The 20,154-nt window shown below is 58.7% G+C and carries 18 protein-coding genes; 12 read left to right on the forward strand and 6 right to left on the reverse strand.

Annotated features, from left to right (window positions below; genetic code table 11):
* The first annotated feature begins 126 nt into the window (after window positions 1-126).
* Together FHT78_RS04940 and FHT78_RS04945 are read left to right on the forward strand one after the other, a co-directional pair.
* On the forward strand, window positions 127-852 hold the full coding sequence (locus tag FHT78_RS04940) for a LuxR family transcriptional regulator (RefSeq protein WP_183741195.1): 726 nt from the start codon (window positions 127-129) through the stop codon (window positions 850-852).
* Between the two features lie 46 nt (window positions 853-898).
* Window positions 899-1,360: a PAS domain-containing protein gene (locus tag FHT78_RS04945; RefSeq protein WP_183741196.1), complete on the forward strand. Its 462-nt coding sequence runs from the start codon at window positions 899-901 to the stop codon at window positions 1,358-1,360.
* A 62-nt stretch (window positions 1,361-1,422) separates the two neighbouring features.
* Here FHT78_RS04945 and FHT78_RS04950 read toward each other — a convergent pair whose 3' ends face one another.
* From FHT78_RS04950 to FHT78_RS04960, 3 genes are all read right to left on the reverse strand, one after another.
* Window positions 1,423-2,544 (reverse strand): DUF2333 family protein, encoded by a 1,122-nt coding sequence (locus FHT78_RS04950; protein WP_183741197.1) that lies wholly within the window; start codon window positions 2,542-2,544, stop codon window positions 1,423-1,425.
* A gap of 152 nt (window positions 2,545-2,696) precedes the next feature.
* Window positions 2,697-3,770, reverse strand: a complete 1,074-nt coding sequence (locus FHT78_RS04955; protein WP_183741198.1) for a hypothetical protein — start codon at window positions 3,768-3,770, stop codon at window positions 2,697-2,699.
* Between the two features lie 67 nt (window positions 3,771-3,837).
* A complete protein-coding gene (locus tag FHT78_RS04960; protein ID WP_183741199.1) occupies window positions 3,838-4,440 on the reverse strand; it encodes a thymidine kinase in 603 nt (200 codons plus the stop codon).
* A gap of 232 nt (window positions 4,441-4,672) precedes the next feature.
* Here FHT78_RS04960 and FHT78_RS04965 point away from each other — a divergent pair, with 232 nt between their 5' ends.
* The 5 genes from FHT78_RS04965 to FHT78_RS04985 all read left to right on the forward strand — a co-directional run bounded on the left by FHT78_RS04965 (window position 4,673) and on the right by FHT78_RS04985 (window position 8,919).
* Window positions 4,673-5,629: a choline ABC transporter substrate-binding protein gene (locus FHT78_RS04965; protein WP_183741200.1), complete on the forward strand. Its 957-nt coding sequence runs from the start codon at window positions 4,673-4,675 to the stop codon at window positions 5,627-5,629.
* 78 nt (window positions 5,630-5,707) lie between these two features.
* Entirely contained in the window at window positions 5,708-6,553 is an 846-nt protein-coding gene (gene choW / locus FHT78_RS04970; RefSeq protein WP_183741201.1) for a choline ABC transporter permease subunit, read from the forward strand.
* Window positions 6,550-7,596 carry a choline ABC transporter ATP-binding protein gene (choV, locus tag FHT78_RS04975; protein WP_183741202.1) on the forward strand — a complete coding sequence of 349 codons (1,047 nt, stop codon included), beginning with the start codon at window positions 6,550-6,552 and terminating at the stop codon, window positions 7,594-7,596. The genes choW and choV overlap by 4 nt, the downstream gene beginning before the upstream one ends.
* A 140-nt stretch (window positions 7,597-7,736) precedes the next feature.
* A complete protein-coding gene (locus tag FHT78_RS04980) occupies window positions 7,737-8,486 on the forward strand; it encodes a pyridoxamine 5'-phosphate oxidase family protein (protein ID WP_183741849.1) in 750 nt (249 codons plus the stop codon).
* A gap of 115 nt (window positions 8,487-8,601) precedes the next feature.
* Window positions 8,602-8,919, forward strand: coding sequence for a metalloregulator ArsR/SmtB family transcription factor (locus FHT78_RS04985; RefSeq protein ID WP_183741204.1), 318 nt, complete (start codon window positions 8,602-8,604; stop codon window positions 8,917-8,919).
* A 68-nt stretch (window positions 8,920-8,987) separates the two neighbouring features.
* Here FHT78_RS04985 and FHT78_RS29245 read toward each other — a convergent pair whose 3' ends face one another.
* Window positions 8,988-9,260 carry a hypothetical protein gene (locus FHT78_RS29245; protein WP_246715084.1) on the reverse strand — a complete coding sequence of 91 codons (273 nt, stop codon included), beginning with the start codon at window positions 9,258-9,260 and terminating at the stop codon, window positions 8,988-8,990.
* Between the two features lie 461 nt (window positions 9,261-9,721).
* On the opposite strand from FHT78_RS29245, the gene FHT78_RS04995 reads away from it, so the two are divergent.
* Both FHT78_RS04995 and FHT78_RS05000 read left to right on the forward strand, forming a co-directional pair.
* Entirely contained in the window at window positions 9,722-11,050 is a 1,329-nt protein-coding gene (locus FHT78_RS04995) for an aspartate aminotransferase family protein (protein ID WP_183741206.1), read from the forward strand.
* 136 nt (window positions 11,051-11,186) lie between these two features.
* On the forward strand, window positions 11,187-12,245 hold the full coding sequence (locus FHT78_RS05000; RefSeq protein WP_183741208.1) for an alpha/beta hydrolase: 1,059 nt from the start codon (window positions 11,187-11,189) through the stop codon (window positions 12,243-12,245).
* Between the two features lie 71 nt (window positions 12,246-12,316).
* Here the strand turns inward: FHT78_RS05000 and FHT78_RS05005 are convergent, their stop codons facing one another.
* Window positions 12,317-13,228: an HD-GYP domain-containing protein gene (locus FHT78_RS05005; RefSeq protein ID WP_183741210.1), complete on the reverse strand. Its 912-nt coding sequence runs from the start codon at window positions 13,226-13,228 to the stop codon at window positions 12,317-12,319.
* A gap of 471 nt (window positions 13,229-13,699) precedes the next feature.
* On the opposite strand from FHT78_RS05005, the gene FHT78_RS05010 reads away from it, so the two are divergent.
* Window positions 13,700-14,803 carry a branched-chain amino acid ABC transporter substrate-binding protein gene (locus FHT78_RS05010; protein ID WP_183741212.1) on the forward strand — a complete coding sequence of 368 codons (1,104 nt, stop codon included), beginning with the start codon at window positions 13,700-13,702 and terminating at the stop codon, window positions 14,801-14,803.
* A 116-nt stretch (window positions 14,804-14,919) separates the two neighbouring features.
* Window positions 14,920-16,617, forward strand: coding sequence for an adenine deaminase (ade, locus tag FHT78_RS05015; protein WP_183741214.1), 1,698 nt, complete (start codon window positions 14,920-14,922; stop codon window positions 16,615-16,617).
* Here ade and FHT78_RS05020 read toward each other — a convergent pair.
* Window positions 16,610-18,259, reverse strand: coding sequence for an alpha-glucosidase family protein (locus tag FHT78_RS05020; protein WP_183741216.1), 1,650 nt, complete (start codon window positions 18,257-18,259; stop codon window positions 16,610-16,612). The genes ade and FHT78_RS05020 overlap by 8 nt on opposite strands.
* A 276-nt stretch (window positions 18,260-18,535) precedes the next feature.
* Between FHT78_RS05020 and FHT78_RS05025 the strand changes: the two genes are divergently transcribed.
* A complete protein-coding gene (locus tag FHT78_RS05025) occupies window positions 18,536-20,116 on the forward strand; it encodes a peptide ABC transporter substrate-binding protein (protein ID WP_183741218.1) in 1,581 nt (526 codons plus the stop codon).
* Window positions 20,117-20,154 lie beyond the last annotated feature (38 nt).

Consider the following 20,154-nt stretch of genomic DNA (forward strand, 5'->3'; position numbering starts at 1 on the left):
GCGTTTTTCATCTGGTTAATTTTTCACAAAATGAATTAATCAGCGCGAGCTAAGTCAATTAGAGCTAGCGTGCAATCGGATTTATGTATTTCATATTCGTAACATGGGGACTTGCGGGGGCATATAATGTCTTACATGACTACCTCTGAAAGGCAGTCATTGTTGTCGAGCGAATTGGCAGGGGCACGTACGCGCGGCCTCTTCGTACAAACGCTCGCAAGGGTGGCCGCCGCATTCGGTTTTGAACATGCCACTCTGCTGAACGCGCCGACAATAGAAGATTTGCTGCTCAAGCCGCTGATCATCGAGAGTTCGCTTCCGGCTTCATACATCAGAGATTTCGACCGCGGGCATATGCTGCGTGTCTCACCCTTTGCCGCACGAATGAGGGAATCGGTCGTACCTCAGGTTTGGCATCTCAGCGACCCTGGTGACGCCCAGTCTTTCCCCGCCGGCGTCAGGAACTTGATGCTGCAGCACGGCATGACTGCCGGCTTTGCCATGCCGATCAACTCCGCCGATGGACAGCGCCTCGCCTTCTTGTTCGTCGGCGAACGCACGTCCCTCGGCCAGGCCGAAATCAATGAGCTTGCGATGGTCGTTCTTCACGCCCTCGACACCTACAACAGCGTAAAGCGCAATGAGGTGAGCGCCCATAGCGCGCTCTCGGCTCGTGAACTCGAGGTCGTGCGGTGGACGGCGCAGGGCAAGACCTCGATCGAGATCGGCCAGATCCTGGCGCTGTCGGATCATACGGTAAATGCCTATATGACCAACGCAATTAAAAAACTCGATTGCGTCAACCGCACCCAGTTGGTAGCAAAAGCCATCCGATTGAAGCTGATCAACTGAGGAATCAGAAGAGAATCAGCGCGTCATCCCGAATTAGGGGGAAACCGTGCCTCTTCGTTTCGAACAGCCAGCCGTCGAACATCGGCTGCAATCCCGCGCCCACATCGGCGTTACCGATGCTGAAGCGGTGACCATGTTCGCCGCCTACCGCCTCTTCGGCTTCTGGCGGATGGATCTTGAGACCGGACATTTCTTCGCCAGCGAAGACGTACACCAGATCTTCGATCTTCCCTACAGTGACGGTCCGGTCAACCTGACCGAACTCATGTCCCGCATCCACGAGGAAGACCGGTTGCTGATCGCCGAGACCTTCGAGCAGGCGAGCCTCTACCGGGTCGGCTTCCATTATGTCTATCGCGTCGACAACAGACACGGCGGTTACAAGATGGTGCGCTCGGTCGGGCAGTTCCGCGACGACGCCAGCGGCGGCGGCATCGTCGGCATCACATATGAGTTTGTCGAAAAGCTGCGTATCGTCGGCTTCGAGGACGGCGGCACTCCGGTTTAACGGGAAGCTTGGTTTCGAAGAGTTAGAGCGTCTTTTGTGCGCCCGAATGGCCGTGCGGCGCTCTAACGGTCCAGCACTGAGCGGATTTCAACGAGGTTCGATCGAACCCTCAATATATAGAAACCCATCGTGGCGAGGTGGCTCGGCATGATCCAGCCGTCCTCTCGTCCGTTGGAAATGATTGCCGGCTGAATACGAAGTGCCGCCTGAAATTGTCGTGTCGTGCCGGCCCAGATCGCCCCGAGGTTTCGCTCCGACACAACCTGAGAGAAATCCGCCTGCGCCGCCGAGAGAATCGCGTAATAGGCATAGAGCTGGCCATAGGCGAACCAGAATCGATCGTCGGCACGCGTGTCGAACCAGCCGCGATTGTGGTTTTCCGAGCGCTCGGCCAGCATGTCGGAGGTACTGCCGAGATCGTTGGCGATGCGGTCGATGAACTGCATCAGGTTGTCGGCACGGCCGTCGAAGACCGCATTGCAGCCGGCGAGATCGGTATTGAACTTGCGCAGGCTGTTGATCGCCGCACGATAATAGGCCGGCGTCGGCGTCTTTGGTCCAAAAGGACTGAGGCCGAAATACCAGCTAGATTCATCAAATTGCAGGTTGCCGCGCGCACTTTGCAGATCGTTGTTGACGCCTGATGTGCCGCGCACGCGCCCCAGCGTATCGACAAGCTCCGCCGATGTCCGGCGAACCGCTTGGTTGATGCCGCGCTGGAAGGAGGCCTTGTTGTCGAAGAAGGGTGTATGGTCCCAATCGATGCCGAAGAAGCCCATCTTGTAGAGCACCATCGACGATATCCAGGCGTTCTGGTTGACGTTGAAATCCGTCAGATCGGCCGCGACATCGACGATCGCCGAACGCTGGCAGGTCTTGGCGGCAGTCCCGTCCGCCGCTCGAATTTCCTGCCCTACTGGTACCTTGCGATCGGAAAGGCGGTACTGATCGACGAAATTGGTATTGAAATTCGACCAGACCTGCGTCTGCCAGACGAAATAACCGTAGAGGACGACGAGAAGTGCGAGAAACGCGATGATCGGCAGCCGGATCATCCAGGTCCGCCGTGCATACCATCCGTGCGCGGCCATGAATGGCCAGAAGGCCCAGGCCGCGAAAAGGCGAACCCAGCGGCTGATCGTCTTGCCGATCAGTCTGAAAAAACCGGTAATCCGGTCGAGCATCGTCGTCTCCTGTCAGGCGGCGAAAACAGGGATATCCTCTCCATCCACATATGCGCTTGATCAGCCAAGTACAACAACAGACAAGGATATTTCCGCCAAACGGTACGCGAACCAGACGTGACAGATCGGATGCGCCTTCCCTCACCACCCTGTCAGGAGCGCAGCGAACGGAAGAATCCGAGCCCGAACGTGGGAGATTTTCGCACCACATCGATCAGTGGCGCGTCCGAGCGCTCCTCGGCATAGATGGGAAATTTCCGCGCAAATTCCTGGTCTGCGCGGCTCTTTCGCTGGACCAGATCCTGAGGCACCAGCATGCCCTTTTCGAAAAGCGCGATTGATGCGGCGATATCAGGGAAAAGCTCCGGTTTGATCCTCACCCTCATGCCCGGACGGTCGGTATCGACTTGCGCCTGATAGATGATGAGGCGCTCCTCGGTATCGACCGAAAGCTTGCGGATGAGCACGTTGCAGCTGGCGATACCGCCGTTCAGCCTGTCAACGAAGGCCTGGAACATGTTGATGAAGCGTTCGCGCCGCTGGCTCTCGTCGCGCATCGTATGTTCTTCGACGGAAATGCGCTCGGCCTCCGCTTTTAGCGCCAGGCGCTCCGCCTCCATCTGCTCCCAGTGCGCCTTGTTTCCATAGACGCCAATGCGCCCCTGCGTGTTCAATGCCTTGGCGTTGAGCTCCTTCATCCGCATCCGTGCAATATCAATCTCGTCGACGAGCCGTCGCCGGTGCTCCACGATGTCGACGAGACTAAGTTCGGCGCTCTTGTGACGCGCGGCAAAGGATCGCCTCTGGCCATCGAGCAGCGCCGCCAGAAGATCGGATTTCGTCAGAAGATCGAGCAGTTGCTCCACAACCGGCGCCTCCCGCACCCGCGCGCTATGCATGCGCCACATGCGCTGTCGGGAAAACCATCCGGCCATCTTTTCGCGCCGGGTCAGCCCGCGAAAACTGTCGAGATCGGCTGAAACCTTGGCCGTCAGCCGGTCGAGGGAAAAAACGAGCTCGGCAAGCAGCACATCGAGCGTGGTACTGTCATGCAAGAATGCCTGAAAACGCGCATTCTGCTCCAGGAAAATCTCGTCGGATGAGCGCGACCCATCGCCATCGAAACCTGTGATGCAGGCAGCACAATAATCAGCCTCGCCAGCCATCGCCTCGGCTAGGTCACGGGCGGCATCGTACTGGCTATCGAAAGGCGGGCTTTTGCGCACCGAGTACTCCCAGGGAATCTCCGTCTTCCAGACTATTCACTTGTTGCTTTAAAGAAAACAGGCGTATTCAGACCGGCTCGGCAACCCATTCGCCGTTCATTGCATCATCCCAATGGCGGCGACACAGCGAAACATATTTCTCGTTCCCGCCGACATCGATCTGCGCGCCCTCATGCAACACCTTGCCTTCGGTATCGAGCCGCACGACCATGGTCGCCTTGCGCCCGCAATGGCAGATGGTGCGCACTTCCCGCATCTCGTCGGCAATCGCCAGCAGTTCCTGCGAAGCCGGGAAGAGCTTGCCCTGGAAATCCGTCCTCAGGCCGTAGACCATCACGGGAATACCAAGCCGGTCGACCACGCGGGCAAGCTGCCAGACATGATCGCGCGTCATGAAATGCGCCTCATCGACGAAGACGCAGGAGATCGCCTGTCCTTCGCTGCTGAGTTCGCGGACCAGCGCGTAGAGATCACTGTCACCCTCGAAAGGAATGGCCTCTGCTTCGAGCCCGATACGTGAACCGATAACGCCCCGGCCCACCCGATCGTCGAAGGCAGCGATCAAGAGAACCGTGCGCATGCCGCGCTCCTGATAGTTATAGGAGGCCTGCAGCAGCATGGTGGACTTGCCGGCATTCATCGTCGAGTAGTTGAAATAGAGCTTTGCCATCGGATTCTCCTTATCTGGCTTCTTGAAAGCTGGAGAACGCAAAGAAAAGCCCCGGCAAATCGATAGTCACAGGAAATCCGGCGATGAAATCGCCAAAAGCCTTGCAATTCAGGCTTTCCCAAAATGCGGCACGTCGCAATCACATAGTCCGGAACGCCGCAAACGCGCCGAGATCGCTTGTAAAACTGGTCTATTGATGGTTGGCTTGGGAACGTAAGACTGGGAGTCTAAAATGAAAACAACAAGCGCATTCAAACTCGTCACCGCAACTGCGATCGCTGCCCTCTCCGTCGCGACGGCTGCTTTCTCCGCAGATCCTGAAAGCTGCTCCACCGTCCATCTCTCGGACATCGGCTGGACGGACGTCACGTCCACCACTGCGACCGCTTCTCTGCTTCTCAAGAAGCTCGGTTATGAGACCGATATCAAGGTTCTCTCCCTGCCGGTCACCTACACCTCGATGAAGAATAAGGACATCGACGTCTTCCTCGGCAACTGGATGCAGTCACAGAAGGCAGATATCCAGCCCTATCTCGACGACAAGTCAGTCGAGTCCTACGGTCCGAACCTCGTCGGCGCCAAGTACACGCTGGCGACCAATGCAAAGGGCGCCGAACTCGGCATCAAGGACTTCAAGGATATCGCTGCTCACAAGGACGATCTCGAGGGCAAGATCTACGGCATCGAGCCCGGCAATGACGGCAACCGCCACGTCATCGACATGATCGACAAGAACACCTTCGGAATGAAGGAGATGGAACTGGTCGAATCCTCCGAGCAGGGCATGCTGGCGCAGGTTGCCCGCGCCGAGAAAGATGGCAAGCCCATCGTCTTCCTCGGTTGGGAACCGCATCCGATGAATACCAACTTCAAGATGACCTATCTGTCGGGTGGCGACGACACCTTCGGACCGAATTTCGGCGGCGCCGAAGTTTATACCAACGTGCGTGCCGGCTATCTCAGCGAGTGCCCGAACGTCGGGACATTGATCAAGAATCTCAAGTTCTCCCTGAAAATGGAGAACGAGATCATGAACAAGATCCTGAATGACGGCGAAGATCCGGAAAAGGCAGCGGGCGAATGGCTGAAGGCCAATCCGTCCACGGTCGAACCCTGGCTTGCCGGCGTCAAGACACGCGACGGCAGCGGCGATGGCCTGGCGGCTGTCAAGTCCGGCCTCGGCCTCTGATGAAATGACCGGGGCGGATCTGCCGCCCCGTTTTCGTTTTCATCCCGATCTTCGTTCTCAAAAAGACAGGCGCGCCTCGTGAATTGGATCACTGACGCTAAAATTCCCATTGGTCCTTGGGCCAAGTCCTTTGTCGATTGGCTGACATCGAACGGCGAATGGTTCTTCAACCAACTCTCCGCGCTGTTGTCGCACGTCATCAATGCCTTGCTTTTCGTGCTGCAGACACCCAATCCGCTGATTGCCATCCTTGCCATCAGCCTCCTCGCCTGGTGGCTGCGCCGGTCGATTACAGTGGCGGTCTTCACCTGTCTTGGACTGCTGCTCATCATGAACCAGGGCTACTGGAAGGAGACGACGGAAACACTGGCGCTCGTGCTCGCTGCGACCTTCGTCAGCATGGTGATCGGCATTCCGCTCGGCATTGCGGCTGCCCGCCGCGCCTGGATCTATGCCGCCATGCGGCCCGTTCTGGACCTCATGCAGACCATTCCTACTTTCGTTTATCTCATTCCAGCGCTTATCCTTTTCGGCCTCGGCATGGTGCCGGGCCTGATCGCAACCGTCATCTTCGCCATCCCGGCCCCCATCCGCCTCACCCGCCTCGGTATCATCTCGACGCCCCCCTCCCTCGTCGAAGCCGCCGTCGCCTTCGGCGCGACGCCGATCCAGGTTCTGCGCAAGGTCGAGCTGCCCTTTGCAACGCCGCAGATCATGGCTGGCCTGACACAGACCATCATGCTCTCCCTCTCGATGGTCGTCATCGCCGCCCTCGTTGGCGCTCCCGGTCTCGGCGTACCGGTCGTGCGTGCCTTGAACACCGTCAACATCGCCAAGGGTTTTGAGGCCGGCTTCTGCATCGTCATCCTGGCAATCATTCTCGACCGCATGTTCCGCACCGCAGGCGAAGGAGACGGCGCATGACCGCGGTCAGTTTCAGAGACGTCAACATCATCTTCGGCGATCGGCCGGAAATTGGGCTCGCCATGGTCGATCAGGGTCGCTCACGCGACGAGATCGGCGCCGAGACCGGCCTTGTTCTGGGTGTCGCCAATGCCTCGCTGACCATCGAGGAAGGCGAGATCCTCGTGCTGATGGGCCTCTCGGGTTCCGGCAAGTCGACGCTCCTGCGTGCTGTCAACGGGCTTGCGCCCGTTGTGCGCGGCGACGTCGCCGTTTCGGCGGCAACGGGACCGGTAAACCCCTACAAATGCAATGCCAAAGCGCTGCGCGACCTGCGCACGCATACGGTCTCCATGGTGTTCCAGCAGTTCGCCCTTCTGCCCTGGCGCACCGTTGCAGAGAATGTCGGCTTCGGCCTCGAGTTAGCGGGTGTGCGGGAGGCAGAGCGCAAGAGCCGGGTCGGCGAACAGCTCGAACTCGTCAACCTGACGAAATGGGCGGACCGTAAGGTCAACGAGCTCTCCGGCGGCATGCAGCAGCGCGTCGGCCTTGCCCGCGCCTTTGCCACCGGCGCTCCGATCCTGCTGATGGACGAGCCGTTCTCCGCGCTCGATCCGCTGATCCGCACGCGACTGCAGGACGAGTTGCTGGAATTCCAGCGGCGGCTGAAGAAAACCATCCTCTTCGTCAGCCACGATCTTGACGAGGCTTTCCGCATCGGCAACCGCATAGCGATCATGGAGGGCGGGCGGATCATCCAGTGCGGAACGCCGCAGGAGATCGTCAAGAACCCAGCCGATCAATATGTCGCCGATTTCGTGCAGAATATGAACCCGATCAACATGCTAATGGCTTCCGACGTCATGCAGCCCGGGCTTGGCGATGCGGCAATCGGCATGTCGGTCAGTGCCACCGCACGCCCAACGACGCCGCTTGTCGACATCCTTGACTCCCTCTCCCGCCAGCCCGGCAGTATCGGCGTGGTCGACAACGGCCAGATCATCGGCACGATCTCGGCGCAGGATGTCGTCACCGGCCTCACGCGGCACAGGCGGAAGGAATAAGCACGTCGCGCAAGGTGTGCGGCGGTTTTGCGGTGGCGGCATGCTTAAAGCAAAGAGGTGAAGCGTGGGGCAGGCGAATCTTGGAGATCGCGACACGCTTTAGACTTGATCCCTTCACTCCGCTTTGCCACAACGCGAGTATGAAAGAACCGTTCTCTACGCTCCGCAAAACCGACGATGAGGCCCGCAAGCTGGCGCGCACCCTCTTGCGGTCCGCCCGCTATGCGGCCCTCGCCGTTCTCGATCCTGAAACCGGCTTTCCCTTTGCAAGCCGGGTTCTGCTCGGCACCGACATAGACGGCGTGCCCGTTATCCTCGTTTCCGCGCTCTCGACCCACACGAAAGCGCTTGCCGCCGACGCCAGGGCTTCGCTCCTGACCGGTGAGCCCGGCAAAGGCGATCCGCTCGCCTATCCCCGCCTGACGACCCAATGCCGTGCGGAACAGGTGGAGCGGGATACGCCCCTCCACGCGCGCATCCGCACCCGTTTTCTCAGCCGTCATGCCAAAGCGGCACTCTATATCGATTTCTCGGATTTCCGTTTCTTCCGCCTCATCCCGCAATCGGCCAGTCTCAATGGCGGATTCGGCCGAGCTTACGTTTTGAACGGGAGCGATCTCGTGATTCACTCCCTGGCAAATGATGACATCGCCGAAAAAGCTGAGGCTGCAGTGCAAGATTTAGTAGTGCGCCATCCGGACCTGCTGTCAGCGCTGACATCGAGGCTGAAGGCCTCTGAAGCGGGTCCCTGGCGCATCTGTGGGGTCGATTCCGCGGGTTTCGATATGATTTCAGGTGACTTATTGATGCGTTGCGAGTTCGACACACCCGCAGAGGACATAGATCACATTTGTTCAAACATATCTAAAATAGCATACCTGATACCTTAAATTTAGGTATATACAATCTTCGAGCCCAATTGCTAGTTTTCGCCGTCAGTCAAAGAACCGTCTGACGGCCTGTGCCTGTACGGATGATGTACGTTTCGCATTAGGAAGAAAAAATATGGAAACCTCTGATTTGGCCGAGCACACCAATGTGGCGGCAGCTTTATTATCGGCCATGGCCAACCCCAAGCGTTTGCTGATCCTCACCAGCCTGGTAAAGGGAGAAGTGCCTGTCGGCATCCTCGCTACCCAGGTCGGCCTGAGCCAGTCGGCCCTCTCCCAGCATCTGTCGAAATTGCGCGCTCAGAAGCTGGTCAAGACCCGTCGTGATGCACAGACGATTTACTATTCCAGCAACTCCGAGCCTGTCATGAAGATCCTCGCAACGCTCGAGGATATCTACGTGACCGAGAACCGGAGTAGGTCTGCAGCCTGATGTTAGTGCTGACATGATGTCAGTCTGAGCAACGCTCCAAGGAGATGTTTCCGCGGACGCTGCTTACGTTATTTCAGCACGTGAAGACTTAGAGGCCGGCAATTCGCAAGAATTGCCGGCTTTGTTGCTTGGACGACCATCAGGCCGTGGTCCGAGCTCTTCTCGCCCCAGGGCAACGGCAGGAACTGCGTGAAGTCGTTGTTGTAGCCGAACTGGCGCTCGGCGGCCTTGCCGTTGAGTTTTGGCGACATCGAATTCCGGGCTGTCGGCAAAGAGAGCGTCACCCCAACGAACGAGAATCTGGCGCTCGTAATCATCAGGCCAGTGGTCGGCAGTGTCACGCACACGCTTCAGCTCCGTGAAAGTGAGCGTCGACTCGGCAGCTTCAGCCCTCGTTGCTTCGAGCGCCGGCGCAAGAGCGGCGGCGCCCATGGCTGCGATAAAGCCCTTCAGGACGGTACGGCGACGAACGCCTTCTTCGAGAATGGTGCCGTAGCTCGGCGCAAATACACGCCGCGGATTGGGACGCGGCCTGGTTTTCTGGCGGTCTGTCATGACTACCTCCGGTAAAAACGGTTGAATTTCAAGGAAATGAATGAAACGCCCTCGGCCATTGCGGCCATCGATTTTCGTAGCAATGCCCGGCAAAGAATTGATGACGTCCGAAGTGTCCGGGAGCTGCAGACAGCTGTGCTTCTTCGGCTTGACGCCTTGCCAAGCGCTGATAATTTGACCGGGCAGTAAATATAAACGGCGCCAAGCCTAAAACGGGAATGGCCTCCCCAACGGCCAGGAGAACAGCATGTCCAACCGCCTGAATGCAACGCCAAACGACCTTCGCGCCTTTTGGATGCCTTTTACCGCGAACCGCCAGTTCAAGAAGGAACCGCGCCTCTTCGTGAGCGCGAAGGATATGTACTACCAAACCCATGACGGCCGTCAGGTTCTGGACGGTACGGCTGGCCTCTGGTGCGTGAATGCCGGACACTGCCGCCCGAAGATCACCGAGGCGATCCGCGAACAGGCCGGCGAACTCGATTATGCTCCGGCCTTCCAGCTCGGCCATCCCAAGGCTTTCGAACTCGCCAACCGCCTGGTCGACATCGCCCCCGAGGGCATGGATCACGTCCTCTACACCAATTCCGGTTCTGAATCGGTGGAAACGGCGCTCAAGGTGGCGCTCGCCTATCACCGCGTGAAGGGCAATGGCTCACGCTTCCGTTTGATCGGTCGCGAGCGTGGCTATCATGGCGTGAATTTCGGCGGCATCTCCGTTGGCGGCATCGTCACCAACCGCAAGATGTTCGGCACGCTGCTGACCGGCGTCGACCACATGCCGCACACCCATCTGCCAGGCAAGAACAACTTCACCCGCGGCGAACCCGAAATTGGCGGCGATATCGCGACCGAACTCGAGCGCATCGTCACCCTGCATGACGCTTCCACGGTCGCCGCCGTCATCGTCGAGCCGGTCGCCGGCTCTACCGGCGTGCTCATTCCCCCGAAGGGCTATCTGCAGAAGCTGCGTGAGATCTGCACCAAGCACGGTATCCTGCTGATCTTCGACGAGGTCATCACCGGCTTCGGCCGCCTCGGCGCTCCCTTCGCCGCCCAATATTACGACGTAAAGCCCGATATCATCACCACCGCCAAGGGCCTGACCAACGGCGTCATCCCGATGGGCGCCGTCTTCGTGACCTCGGAAATCCATGATGCCTTCATGAACGGCCCCGAACATATGATCGAGTTCTTCCACGGCTATACCTATTCCGGCAACCCGATCGCTTCGGCCGCAGCACTTGCAACGCTCGACACCTACAAGGAAGAGGGCCTGCTGACGCGCGCAGCCGAACTCTCCGACTACTGGGCCGATGCGCTGCATTCGTTGAAGGATTGCCCCAACGTCATCGACATCAGAAACACAGGCCTCATCGGCGCCATCGAACTCGACCCAATCGCCGGCGAGCCGACTAAGCGCGCCTTCACGGCCTTCCTCAAGGCTTACGAAAGCGGTCTGCTGATCCGCACAACAGGCGATATCATCGCTCTCTCGCCACCGCTGATCATCGAGAAGAAGCATATCGACGAACTCTTCGGCAAACTGCGTACGATCCTGCAGAACAACATCTGAGTTCAATCCCAAGTGAATTCGAGGGCGAGGCTCCGGCTTCGCCCTTTCTTTTGATATCGGAGACCTCGATCGCGTTATCGGTCTCCAACCTCGGGGATTTCCTCCAGACAGGGCAAATCAACCCAATGGAGATCCCATGCCGAGACTTGCCTTTATCCTCCCCCTGCTTCTCCTGCTTGTATCAGCAGCACATGCGGGAACCGGTTTCCGCGAAACCACCCTGTCCGGCAAAAGCGTCGATCACCCGATGCATGTCAGCATCTGGTATCCGACAGCGTCTGACGCCACACCGGTCCTTCTCGGCGAAACACCGGCCTTCATCGGCCAACCTGTAATCAAGGACGCCGAGCCTACAGCCGGCCCGCATCCGCTGGTCGTCCTCTCCCATGGTTATGGCGGCAGCTGGCGTAACCTCGCCTGGCTTGCCGCCGATCTCGTTGACGCAGGCTATGTCGTCGCCGCGCCCGATCATCCCGGTACGACGACATTCGATATGCGGAAGCCCGACGCTGTAGAACTGTGGAAGCGCCCCGGCGATCTCAGCCGCGTGATCGATGCGCTGCTGGACAATCCTGGTCTGTCGGGCGGCGTAGCATCCGATCGGATTGCCGCCATCGGCCATTCGCTCGGCGGCTGGACGGTCTTCGAATTGGCGGGCGGCCGTTTCGATGCAGCCAAGGTGGCAAAGAATTGCCTGGCTGAATTCAGCCCGATCTATTGCAAAATATTCGAAGCGCTCGGCATCGGGCGCGATGCGGCCTCCAATGCGGCGATGGCCGCCAATCTCGGTGATGCAAGAATTCGTGCGGTCGTGACACTTGATCTCGGCCCCGGTCGCGGACTAACACCAGCAAGCCTTGCGGCAATCCATGTCCCCGTCATGGTGCTAGGTGCTGCTGCGGATGTCGACGCGGATATGGCAACCAAGGCGGACATAGCCGCTACCAACATGGATTCCGGCTACGTAGCCCGCTATCTGCCGTCAGCAACCACCACTTACAGCCTTGTCCCCGGATCGCTGCATTTCAGCTTCATGCAGCCCTGCAAACCTGGCGCCGCCCAGCTTATCGAGAAGGAAGCGCCAGGCGAGAGCATCGTCTGTCGGGACGGTATGGGCGCGGACCGAGAAGTTATTCATCGGCAGGTTGCCAGCATGGTCACCGATTTCCTGGGAAAGGCACTCCCTCGACAATAGCGCAGGTCCTCATCTCCGGAGCTTCGGCGGACCAAATCCCCGCAGACTCTTGTCATGAAAATAGGATTGCCTCAGGAAACGGAGGCGACCGAAAGGCAGAGGGCGAATTTTTTGACGAGCCGGCGGTCGAAATGCCCCTCATTGGCTAGCATCCAGGTCAGCGCCTCCTTCGGGCTCCACGGCGTCTTGTAGGGGCGCGCCGAAGTAACGGCGTCATAGACATCACAAATCGCGGCAAGACGTGCGTGAAGGCTGATATCACCGCGTGACAGTTTGCGTGGATAACCCTTGCCGTCGATCCGTTCGTGATGATTGAGGCAGACGTCGAGAACGATTTCCGACATGCCCTCCTGGCGCGACAGGATCGCATGCCCTTTTTCCGGATGGTCACGGATCAACTGGATCTCGTCTTCGCTCAGGCGCCCTTCCTTGTTGAGCACTTCGAGCGGAATTTCGAGCTTGCCGACGTCGTGCAATAGACCTGCCGTGCCGAGCGTCTGCACCACGTCCTCATCCAGTCCGAGGTGGCGGCTGAAAAGGACCATCAAAGCACTGACCGAAAGGGAATGCAGAAAGGTTACTTCGTCCTTGGACTTCAGCCGGGTAACGCTGATGAACACGGCGGGGTAGTCATCCATCGATTTGGAAACGGAGGAAATTACCGGCTCGACCTCATCAACGGTAATCGCATCTCCACCCTGCAGCCGACCGAAGACATTTTCCAGCACCTCGACGGATTTCTGAATGGTCTCGCGCGCTGCCCTGACGTCGATCTCGATCTTACGCGAGGTGTTCCTGACATCGAGGCCCTTGGTGGTGTTGATCACGACACCTGCGTCCGCACACTCGTTAAGCTTCAGCGTATCGCTCTCGCGCCGCAGTAAGAACCGCCGGCGACATAGAAGAGGATCGTGCCAGATACCCTCGACCATCTCGATAAACATTCCGGTCCGCACCTGCCTGGCTTCAATACGCTTGAGCATCCGGATATCTATTCCCGCTATATGCCTTTATCGACAAATCGGATATTGCACCGCAACAATATACTAGGGAATGGTAGTTATACTGGGATTCTTAGAATCAATTGTTAACCTGCTAAAACAGCAAAACCACAGTTGCAGACCGAGATTGCCCGGACACGGCGCTGGGCCTGCGGAACAGCTTGGACAGGGCAGACCGAAAATTGCGGGAAATGGACTGAAAAATCAAAAAATCGGGCGCAATCTTTCGAGATTTGGCGAAAGCGAGCCCGATCTTGTTATCATCTTGCGGAATCTCACCGAAATTCCTAGAAATCTTGCCATGTGCAGAGCGAGCCAAATATGGCCGCGAGGCTCATTGATCGCGTAGCTTTTCCTCGTCCTTGGCACGCTCCCAAAGGGATCGCTGACGAAGAACGGCCCGCGCGGCAAACAACCGGTGGTCGAAGACGACCCTACCCAAGGAGACAGAACATGGCCTTGAAGACTCTGACAGCGACGCTCGTTGCCTCACTGGCATTTGCGCCGCTTGCACATGCGGATATCACCATCGGCCTCATCGCGCCGCTGACCGGTCCGGTGGCAGCCTATGGCGACCAGGTAAAGAACGGCGCGCAGACCGCCGTCGATGAAATCAACAAGAGCGGCGGCATTCTCGGTGAGAAGGTCGTGCTCGAACTCGCTGACGACGCCGGCGAGCCGAAGCAGGGCGTTTCCGCCGCAAACAAGGTTGTCGGCGAAGGCATCCGCTTCGTCGTCGGCCCGGTCACGTCCGGCGTCGCCATCCCGGTGTCCGACGTTCTGGCCGAAAACGGCGTGCTGATGGTCACGCCGACTGCAACGGCGCCTGACCTTACCAAGCGTGGTCTGACCAACGTTCTGCGCACCTGCGGCCGCGACGACCAGCAGGCCGAAGTCGCCGCCAAATACGTTCTCGAACACTTCAAGGACAAGCGCGTCGCCATCATTAACGACAAGGGCGCTTACGGTAAGGGTCTCGCAGACGCCTTCAAGGCAACGCTGAATGCCGGCGGCGTTACCGAAATCATCAACGACTCCATCACGCCCGGCGACAAGGACTTCTCAGCGCTGACGACCCGCATCAAGGCCGAGAAGGTCGATCTCATCTATTTCGGCGGCTATCACCCGGAAGGCGGCCTGCTTGCCCGTCAGCTGCATGACCTTTCGGTCAACGCCCAGATCATCGGCGGCGACGGTCTCTCCAACACCGAATTCTGGACGATCGGCACGGATGCGGCAGCCGGCACCCTGTTCACCAACGCCTCCGACGCAACGAAGAGCCCGGACTCCAAGGCTGCTGCCGATGCGCTCGCCGCCAAGAAGATCCCCGCTGAAGCCTTCACGCTCAACGCCTATGCTGCCGTTGAAGTGCTGAAGGCCGGCATCGAGAAGGCCGGCAGCGCCGAGGACGCGGAAGCCGTCGCGGCTGCCCTGAAGGGCGGCGAGCAGATCCCGACCGTCATCGGCAAGCTCACCTACGGCGAGACGGGCGATCTCACCTCGCAGAGCTTCTCGCTCTACAAGTGGGAAGGCGGCAAGATCGTCGCCGCCGAGTAATAGAAACGAACGAGACACCGGATCGGGCGCCATTGGCGCCCGGTTTCGTTTGCGGGCATCCAATCCGCAGACAGATGCGCTATAACTCGCGGAATCGATTACATGCGAGGATAGTTATGACCGCCAAGCTCGAACGTCTCATCGATCAGGGTGTGGGTCGCGTACCGGCCGATATTGTTCTGAAAGGCGGACGCTTCTTCGATCTCGTAACGGGCGAACTCGTCCAGTCGGACGTTGCCATCGGCGGCGAGCGTATTGTCGGCACCTGCGGCAGCTACAGCGGCGAGAGCGAAATCGACATTTCCGGCAAGATCGTCGTTCCCGGCTTCATCGATACGCACCTGCACATCGAATCCTCGCTCGTCACGCCACATGAATTCGACCGCTGCGTCCTGCCCTATGGCGTGACGACGGTCATCTGCGACCCCCATGAGATCGCCAATGTGCTTGGAAAGGAGGGCATCGAATTCTTCCTCGCTTCGGCGTTGGAAACGATCATGGATATCCGCGTCCAGCTTTCCTCCTGTGTGCCGGCCACACATCTGGAAACATCGGGCGCCGATCTGCCGGTCGAAAGCCTCCTGCCCTATCGCGACCATCCCAAGGTCATCGGCCTTGCCGAATTCATGAATTTTCCGGGCGTGATCCATAAGGATCCCGTCTGCATGGCGAAGCTCGATGCTTTCCAGGGCGGGCATATCGACGGCCATGCGCCACTGCTCTCAGGCAATGATCTGAACAGTTATCTCTCCACCGGCATCCGCACCGAGCATGAATGCACGAGCGCGACCGAAGCACTGGAGAAAATCCGCAAGGGCATGCATATCCTCGTGCGCGAGGGCTCCGTCTCCAAGGACCTATACGCATTGATGCCCATCATCACCGAGCGCCTCTCGCCCTATCTTGCGCTCTGCACCGATGACCGCAATCCGCTCGATATCGCCGAGCAGGGCCATCTCGACTACATGATCCGCACGGCAATTGCAGAGGGCGTCGAGCCGCTGGCGATCTACCGGGCCGCCTCGATCTCGGCTGCCCGTGCTTTCGGCCTGCGCGACCGCGGGCTTGTGGCCCCCGGCTGGCGAGCCGATCTTGTCGTCATCGACAGTCTGGAAAATTGCCAGGCGGACATGGTTTTTTCCGCCGGCCGTCATGTCACCGATGCGCTCTTTTCCGCCCGCAAGCCCGTTGAGCCCGTTGGTCTCGACAGCGTCAAGGCTCGCCCCGTCAACGCAGCCCATTTCGGCGTGCCTGTTTCGGAGGGAGAAACGCCCGTCATTGGCGTCATGCCCGGCAAGATCATCACTGAGCATCGCCGTTACCGCCTGCCGGCCAGAGGCAATCAGACGACCATCGATCTCGGCAACGACATCATCAAGGTCGCCGTCATCGAGCGTCACGGCAAGAACGGTAATCACGCCAACGGTTTCGTACAGGGATTCGGATTGAAAAAGGGCGCCATCGCCTCGACAGTCGGCCATGACAGCCACAATATCTGCGTCGTCGGCGTCAGCGAGGATGATATGGCGCTTGCGGCCAACCGCCTTGGCGAGATCAAGGGCGGCTTCGTCGTTGTCGAAGACGGCAAGATCACCGGCGAGATCGCGCTGCCCGTCGCCGGCCTGATGAGCCTGGAACCCTACGAGACGGTGCGCGACACGCTGCATCATCTGCGCAAGGCTGCTTATGCGCTGGGCACGACCCTGGAGGAACCCTTCCTGCAGGTCGCCTTCCTGCCCCTGCCCGTGATCCCGCATCTGAAGATCTCGGACAAGGGGATGGTGGACGTCGATCGCTTCGCGCTTATCAGCTGATCCGAGCACAGAAGGCGTCAAGCGCGTCGAGCTGCACTGTCTTGGCACTGGCGGCGGCTTTGAACCCTGGCATGGGCAATGGAGCGCCCAGCACCATGCCGGCAGGAAGCTGAAACTCCGCAGCCTCTCGCGTCAGGTTGAAGACGAAGAGCAGTTTCTCGTCTCCCTTTTCGCGCACGAAGGCGAGCAGGTCCTGATTGCTGCCAACAAATTCCAGGCTGCCGTCGATCAGCACCGGATAGGCCTTCCGGAATTCCAGCGTACGCCGGTAATGATGCAGAACCGAATTGTCATTGTTTTCCTGCGTATCCACGGAAAGCGCCGCCTGTTCATAGGGCACCGGCAGCCAACTCTTCTCGGCGCTGGTGAAACCGGCATGCGCCTTGCCGGCCTCCCATGGCATCGGCGTGCGGCATCCGTCACGGCCCTTGAAGGCCGGCCAGAAGCGGATGCCATAGGGATCGCGCAGGTCCTCGAAGGCAAGCTCCGCCTCCGGCAGCCCCAGCTCCTCGCCCTGATAGAGGCAGATCGAACCGCGAAGCGATGCCAGCACGGAAATCGCCAGCTTGGCGATGACGGGTCGCTCCTCTTCCGTCAGCGCGAAACGGCTGACGTGGCGGTTGACGTCGTGATTGGAGAAGGCCCAGCAGACCCAGCCATCCTTCACCATGCGTTGGAAAGTCTCGACGCAGGTGCGGATATGGGCGGCGGTGAAATCCGGACCAAGCAGATCGAAGGTGTAGCACATGTGTAGCTTGTCACCGCCGGTCGTATAGGCCGCAACAGTCTTCAGCGAGCGTGCGCCGTCACCGACTTCACCGACCGTCGTACGCCCCTCGTATTGATCGAGCAGAGCCCGGAAACGCTTGAGGAATTCGAGGTTCTCCGGTTGTGTCTTGTCGTAAAGATGGTTCTGCATGCCATAGGGATTGGTATCGGGCGCGTCGAGACCGGGCTGATCCGGGTCCGGCTCATGCGGCGGATTGTCCCGGAGCAGCTTGTCGCAAAAATAATAGTTCACCGTGTCGAGACGAAAACCGTCGACGCCGCGGTCGAGCCAGAACTCCACCGTCTTCAGCAGCGCATCCTGAACCGGCTTGCTGTGGAAATTCAGGTCCGGCTGCGAGGTCAGGAAGTTATGCTGGTAATATTGCCGGCGCACGCCGTCCCATTCCCATCCAGGCCCACCGAAGATCGACAGCCAATTGTTTGGCGCCGTCCCATCGGGCTTCGGATCGGCCCAGACATACCAGTCGGCCTTGTCGTTCGTGCGGCTGGAACGGCTTTCCACGAACCATGGATGCCGGTCGGACGTATGGGAAATCACCTGATCGATGATGACCTTTATGCCGAGCCTGTGGGCTTCTGCCATCATCGCGTCGAAGTCCTCGAGCGTGCCGAAAATCGGGTCGACGTCGCAATAGTCGGAGACGTCATAGCCCATATCGGCCATCGGCGACTTGAAGAAGGGAGAGAGCCAGATCGCATCGACGCCGAGGCTGGCGATATAGGGAAGACGCCGGGTTATTCCCTTGAGATCACCAAGCCCGTCCCCGTTCGTATCCTGAAACGAACGCGGGTAGACCTGATAGATCACCGCGCCGCGCCACCAATCCGCATTCCCGCCTGTCAGCAATGCCATAATCCGCCGTCTCCTGCTTCATTTCGAACGCAAGACTAATGGCGGCGAAGCAAAAAACAACAGCCTAATGGCTTTGCTCTTGAGCGAAGATCGGGCAGTCGCGATCCGACAAAAGGGAGACGCTTATAAGCTTGTCCACACCCGAATGCTACCCACCGGTTTAGGGGTTGCAACGCCAAACCTTTGCGTTAAGGTGCCGTTGACCTGCACGTAACAGGTCAAACCGGGAACAAATGACTAAAGAAAAGGCGCAAAGCCTAGAAAGGTGGACCCAGTATGTCCTTTTTCACGAAAAAATTTCTCGCGTCTGCAATGGTTGGCTCATTGCTCGCATTTTCGGCCCATGCGGCCACGCTGAACATCCATAATGGTGGCGATCCCACCTCGCTGGATCCGCAGAAACTCTCCGGCGACTGGGAAAACCGTATTGCCGGCGACATTTTCGAAGGCCTCGTCACCGAAGACGCCAAGGACAATCCGGTTCCGGGCCAAGCCGAAAGCTGGACTATTTCCCCCGATGGCAAAGTCTACACCTTCAAGCTGCGTGACGGCATCAAGTGGTCCGATGGCCAGCCGGTAACGGCCGGCGATTTCGTCTTCGCCTTCCAGCGCCTCGTCGATCCTAAGAACGCCGCCGACTACGCCTATCTGCAGTTCACCGTCAAAAACGCAGAAAAGATCAACAAGGGCGAGATCACCGATCTGAACGAGCTCGGCATCAAGGCGATCGACGACAAGACGCTCGAGATCACCCTTGAGAACCCGACCCCCTATTTCATCAACGCCCTGATGCACTACACGGCCTATCCGCTGCCGAAGCATGTCGTCGAGGCCAAGGGTCAGGACTGGGTCAAGATCGGCAACATCGTCACCAACGGTCCGTACAAGCCGGTCGAGTGGGTCCCCGGTTCGCACGTCACGACCGTCAAGAACGATCAGTACTACGGCGTCAAGGATCTGAAGATCGACGGCGCGAAGTTTTTCGTGCTTGAAGACCAGGAAGCTGCGCTGAAGCGCTATCGCGCCGGTGAATTCGATATCCTCACCGACTTCCCGACCGACCAGTACGAGTGGATGAAGAAGAACCTGCCGGGCCAGGCGCATGTCGCCCCCTTCTCCGGCCTCTACTACTACGTCATCAACTCGACCAAGCCGCCCTTCAACGACAAGCGCGTCCGCCAGGCTCTCTCCATGGCGATCAACCGCGAAGTCATCGGACCACAGATCCTCGGCACCGGCGAACTGCCGGCTTACTCCTGGGTTCCGCCGGGCACGGCAAACTACGGGGAGCCCGCTTATGTTTCCTGGAAGGACCTTCCTTACAAGGACAAGGTCGAAGAAGCCAAGAAGCTGCTGAAGGAAGCCGGCTTCGGCCCGGATCATCCGCTGACCACCGAGCTCAAATACAATACCAACGACAACCACAAGCGCATTGCCGTGGCGATCGCCTCCATGTGGAAGCCGCTCGGCGTCAATGTCGAGCTCGTCAACGCCGAAACCAAGGTCCACTACGATCAGCTGCAGCGTGGTGAAGTACAGATCGGCCGTGCCGGCTGGCTCGCCGACTACAACGATCCGGACAACTTCTTGAACCTACTCGTGACGGGCGTTCAGATGAACTACGGCCGCTGGTCGAATGCCGACTATGACAAGCTGATCAAGGACGGCAACGCTCAGACCGATCTGACGAAGCGCGCCGAAATCTTCAAGAAGGCCGAACAGCTCGCGCTGGATGATTCCGCAGCACTTCCGATCTACTACTACGTCTCCAAGAACGTCGTCTCGCCTAAGATCGAAGGCTTCGTCGACAACGTTCAGGACATCCACCGCACACGCTGGCTGTCCATCAAGGAATAAGGATGAAAGGCTCTTCCCGTAAGTTACGGGAAGAGCCG

The organism is Rhizobium sp. BK196 (assembly GCF_014193255.1).
Taxonomy (GTDB): Bacteria; Pseudomonadota; Alphaproteobacteria; order Rhizobiales; family Rhizobiaceae; genus Rhizobium.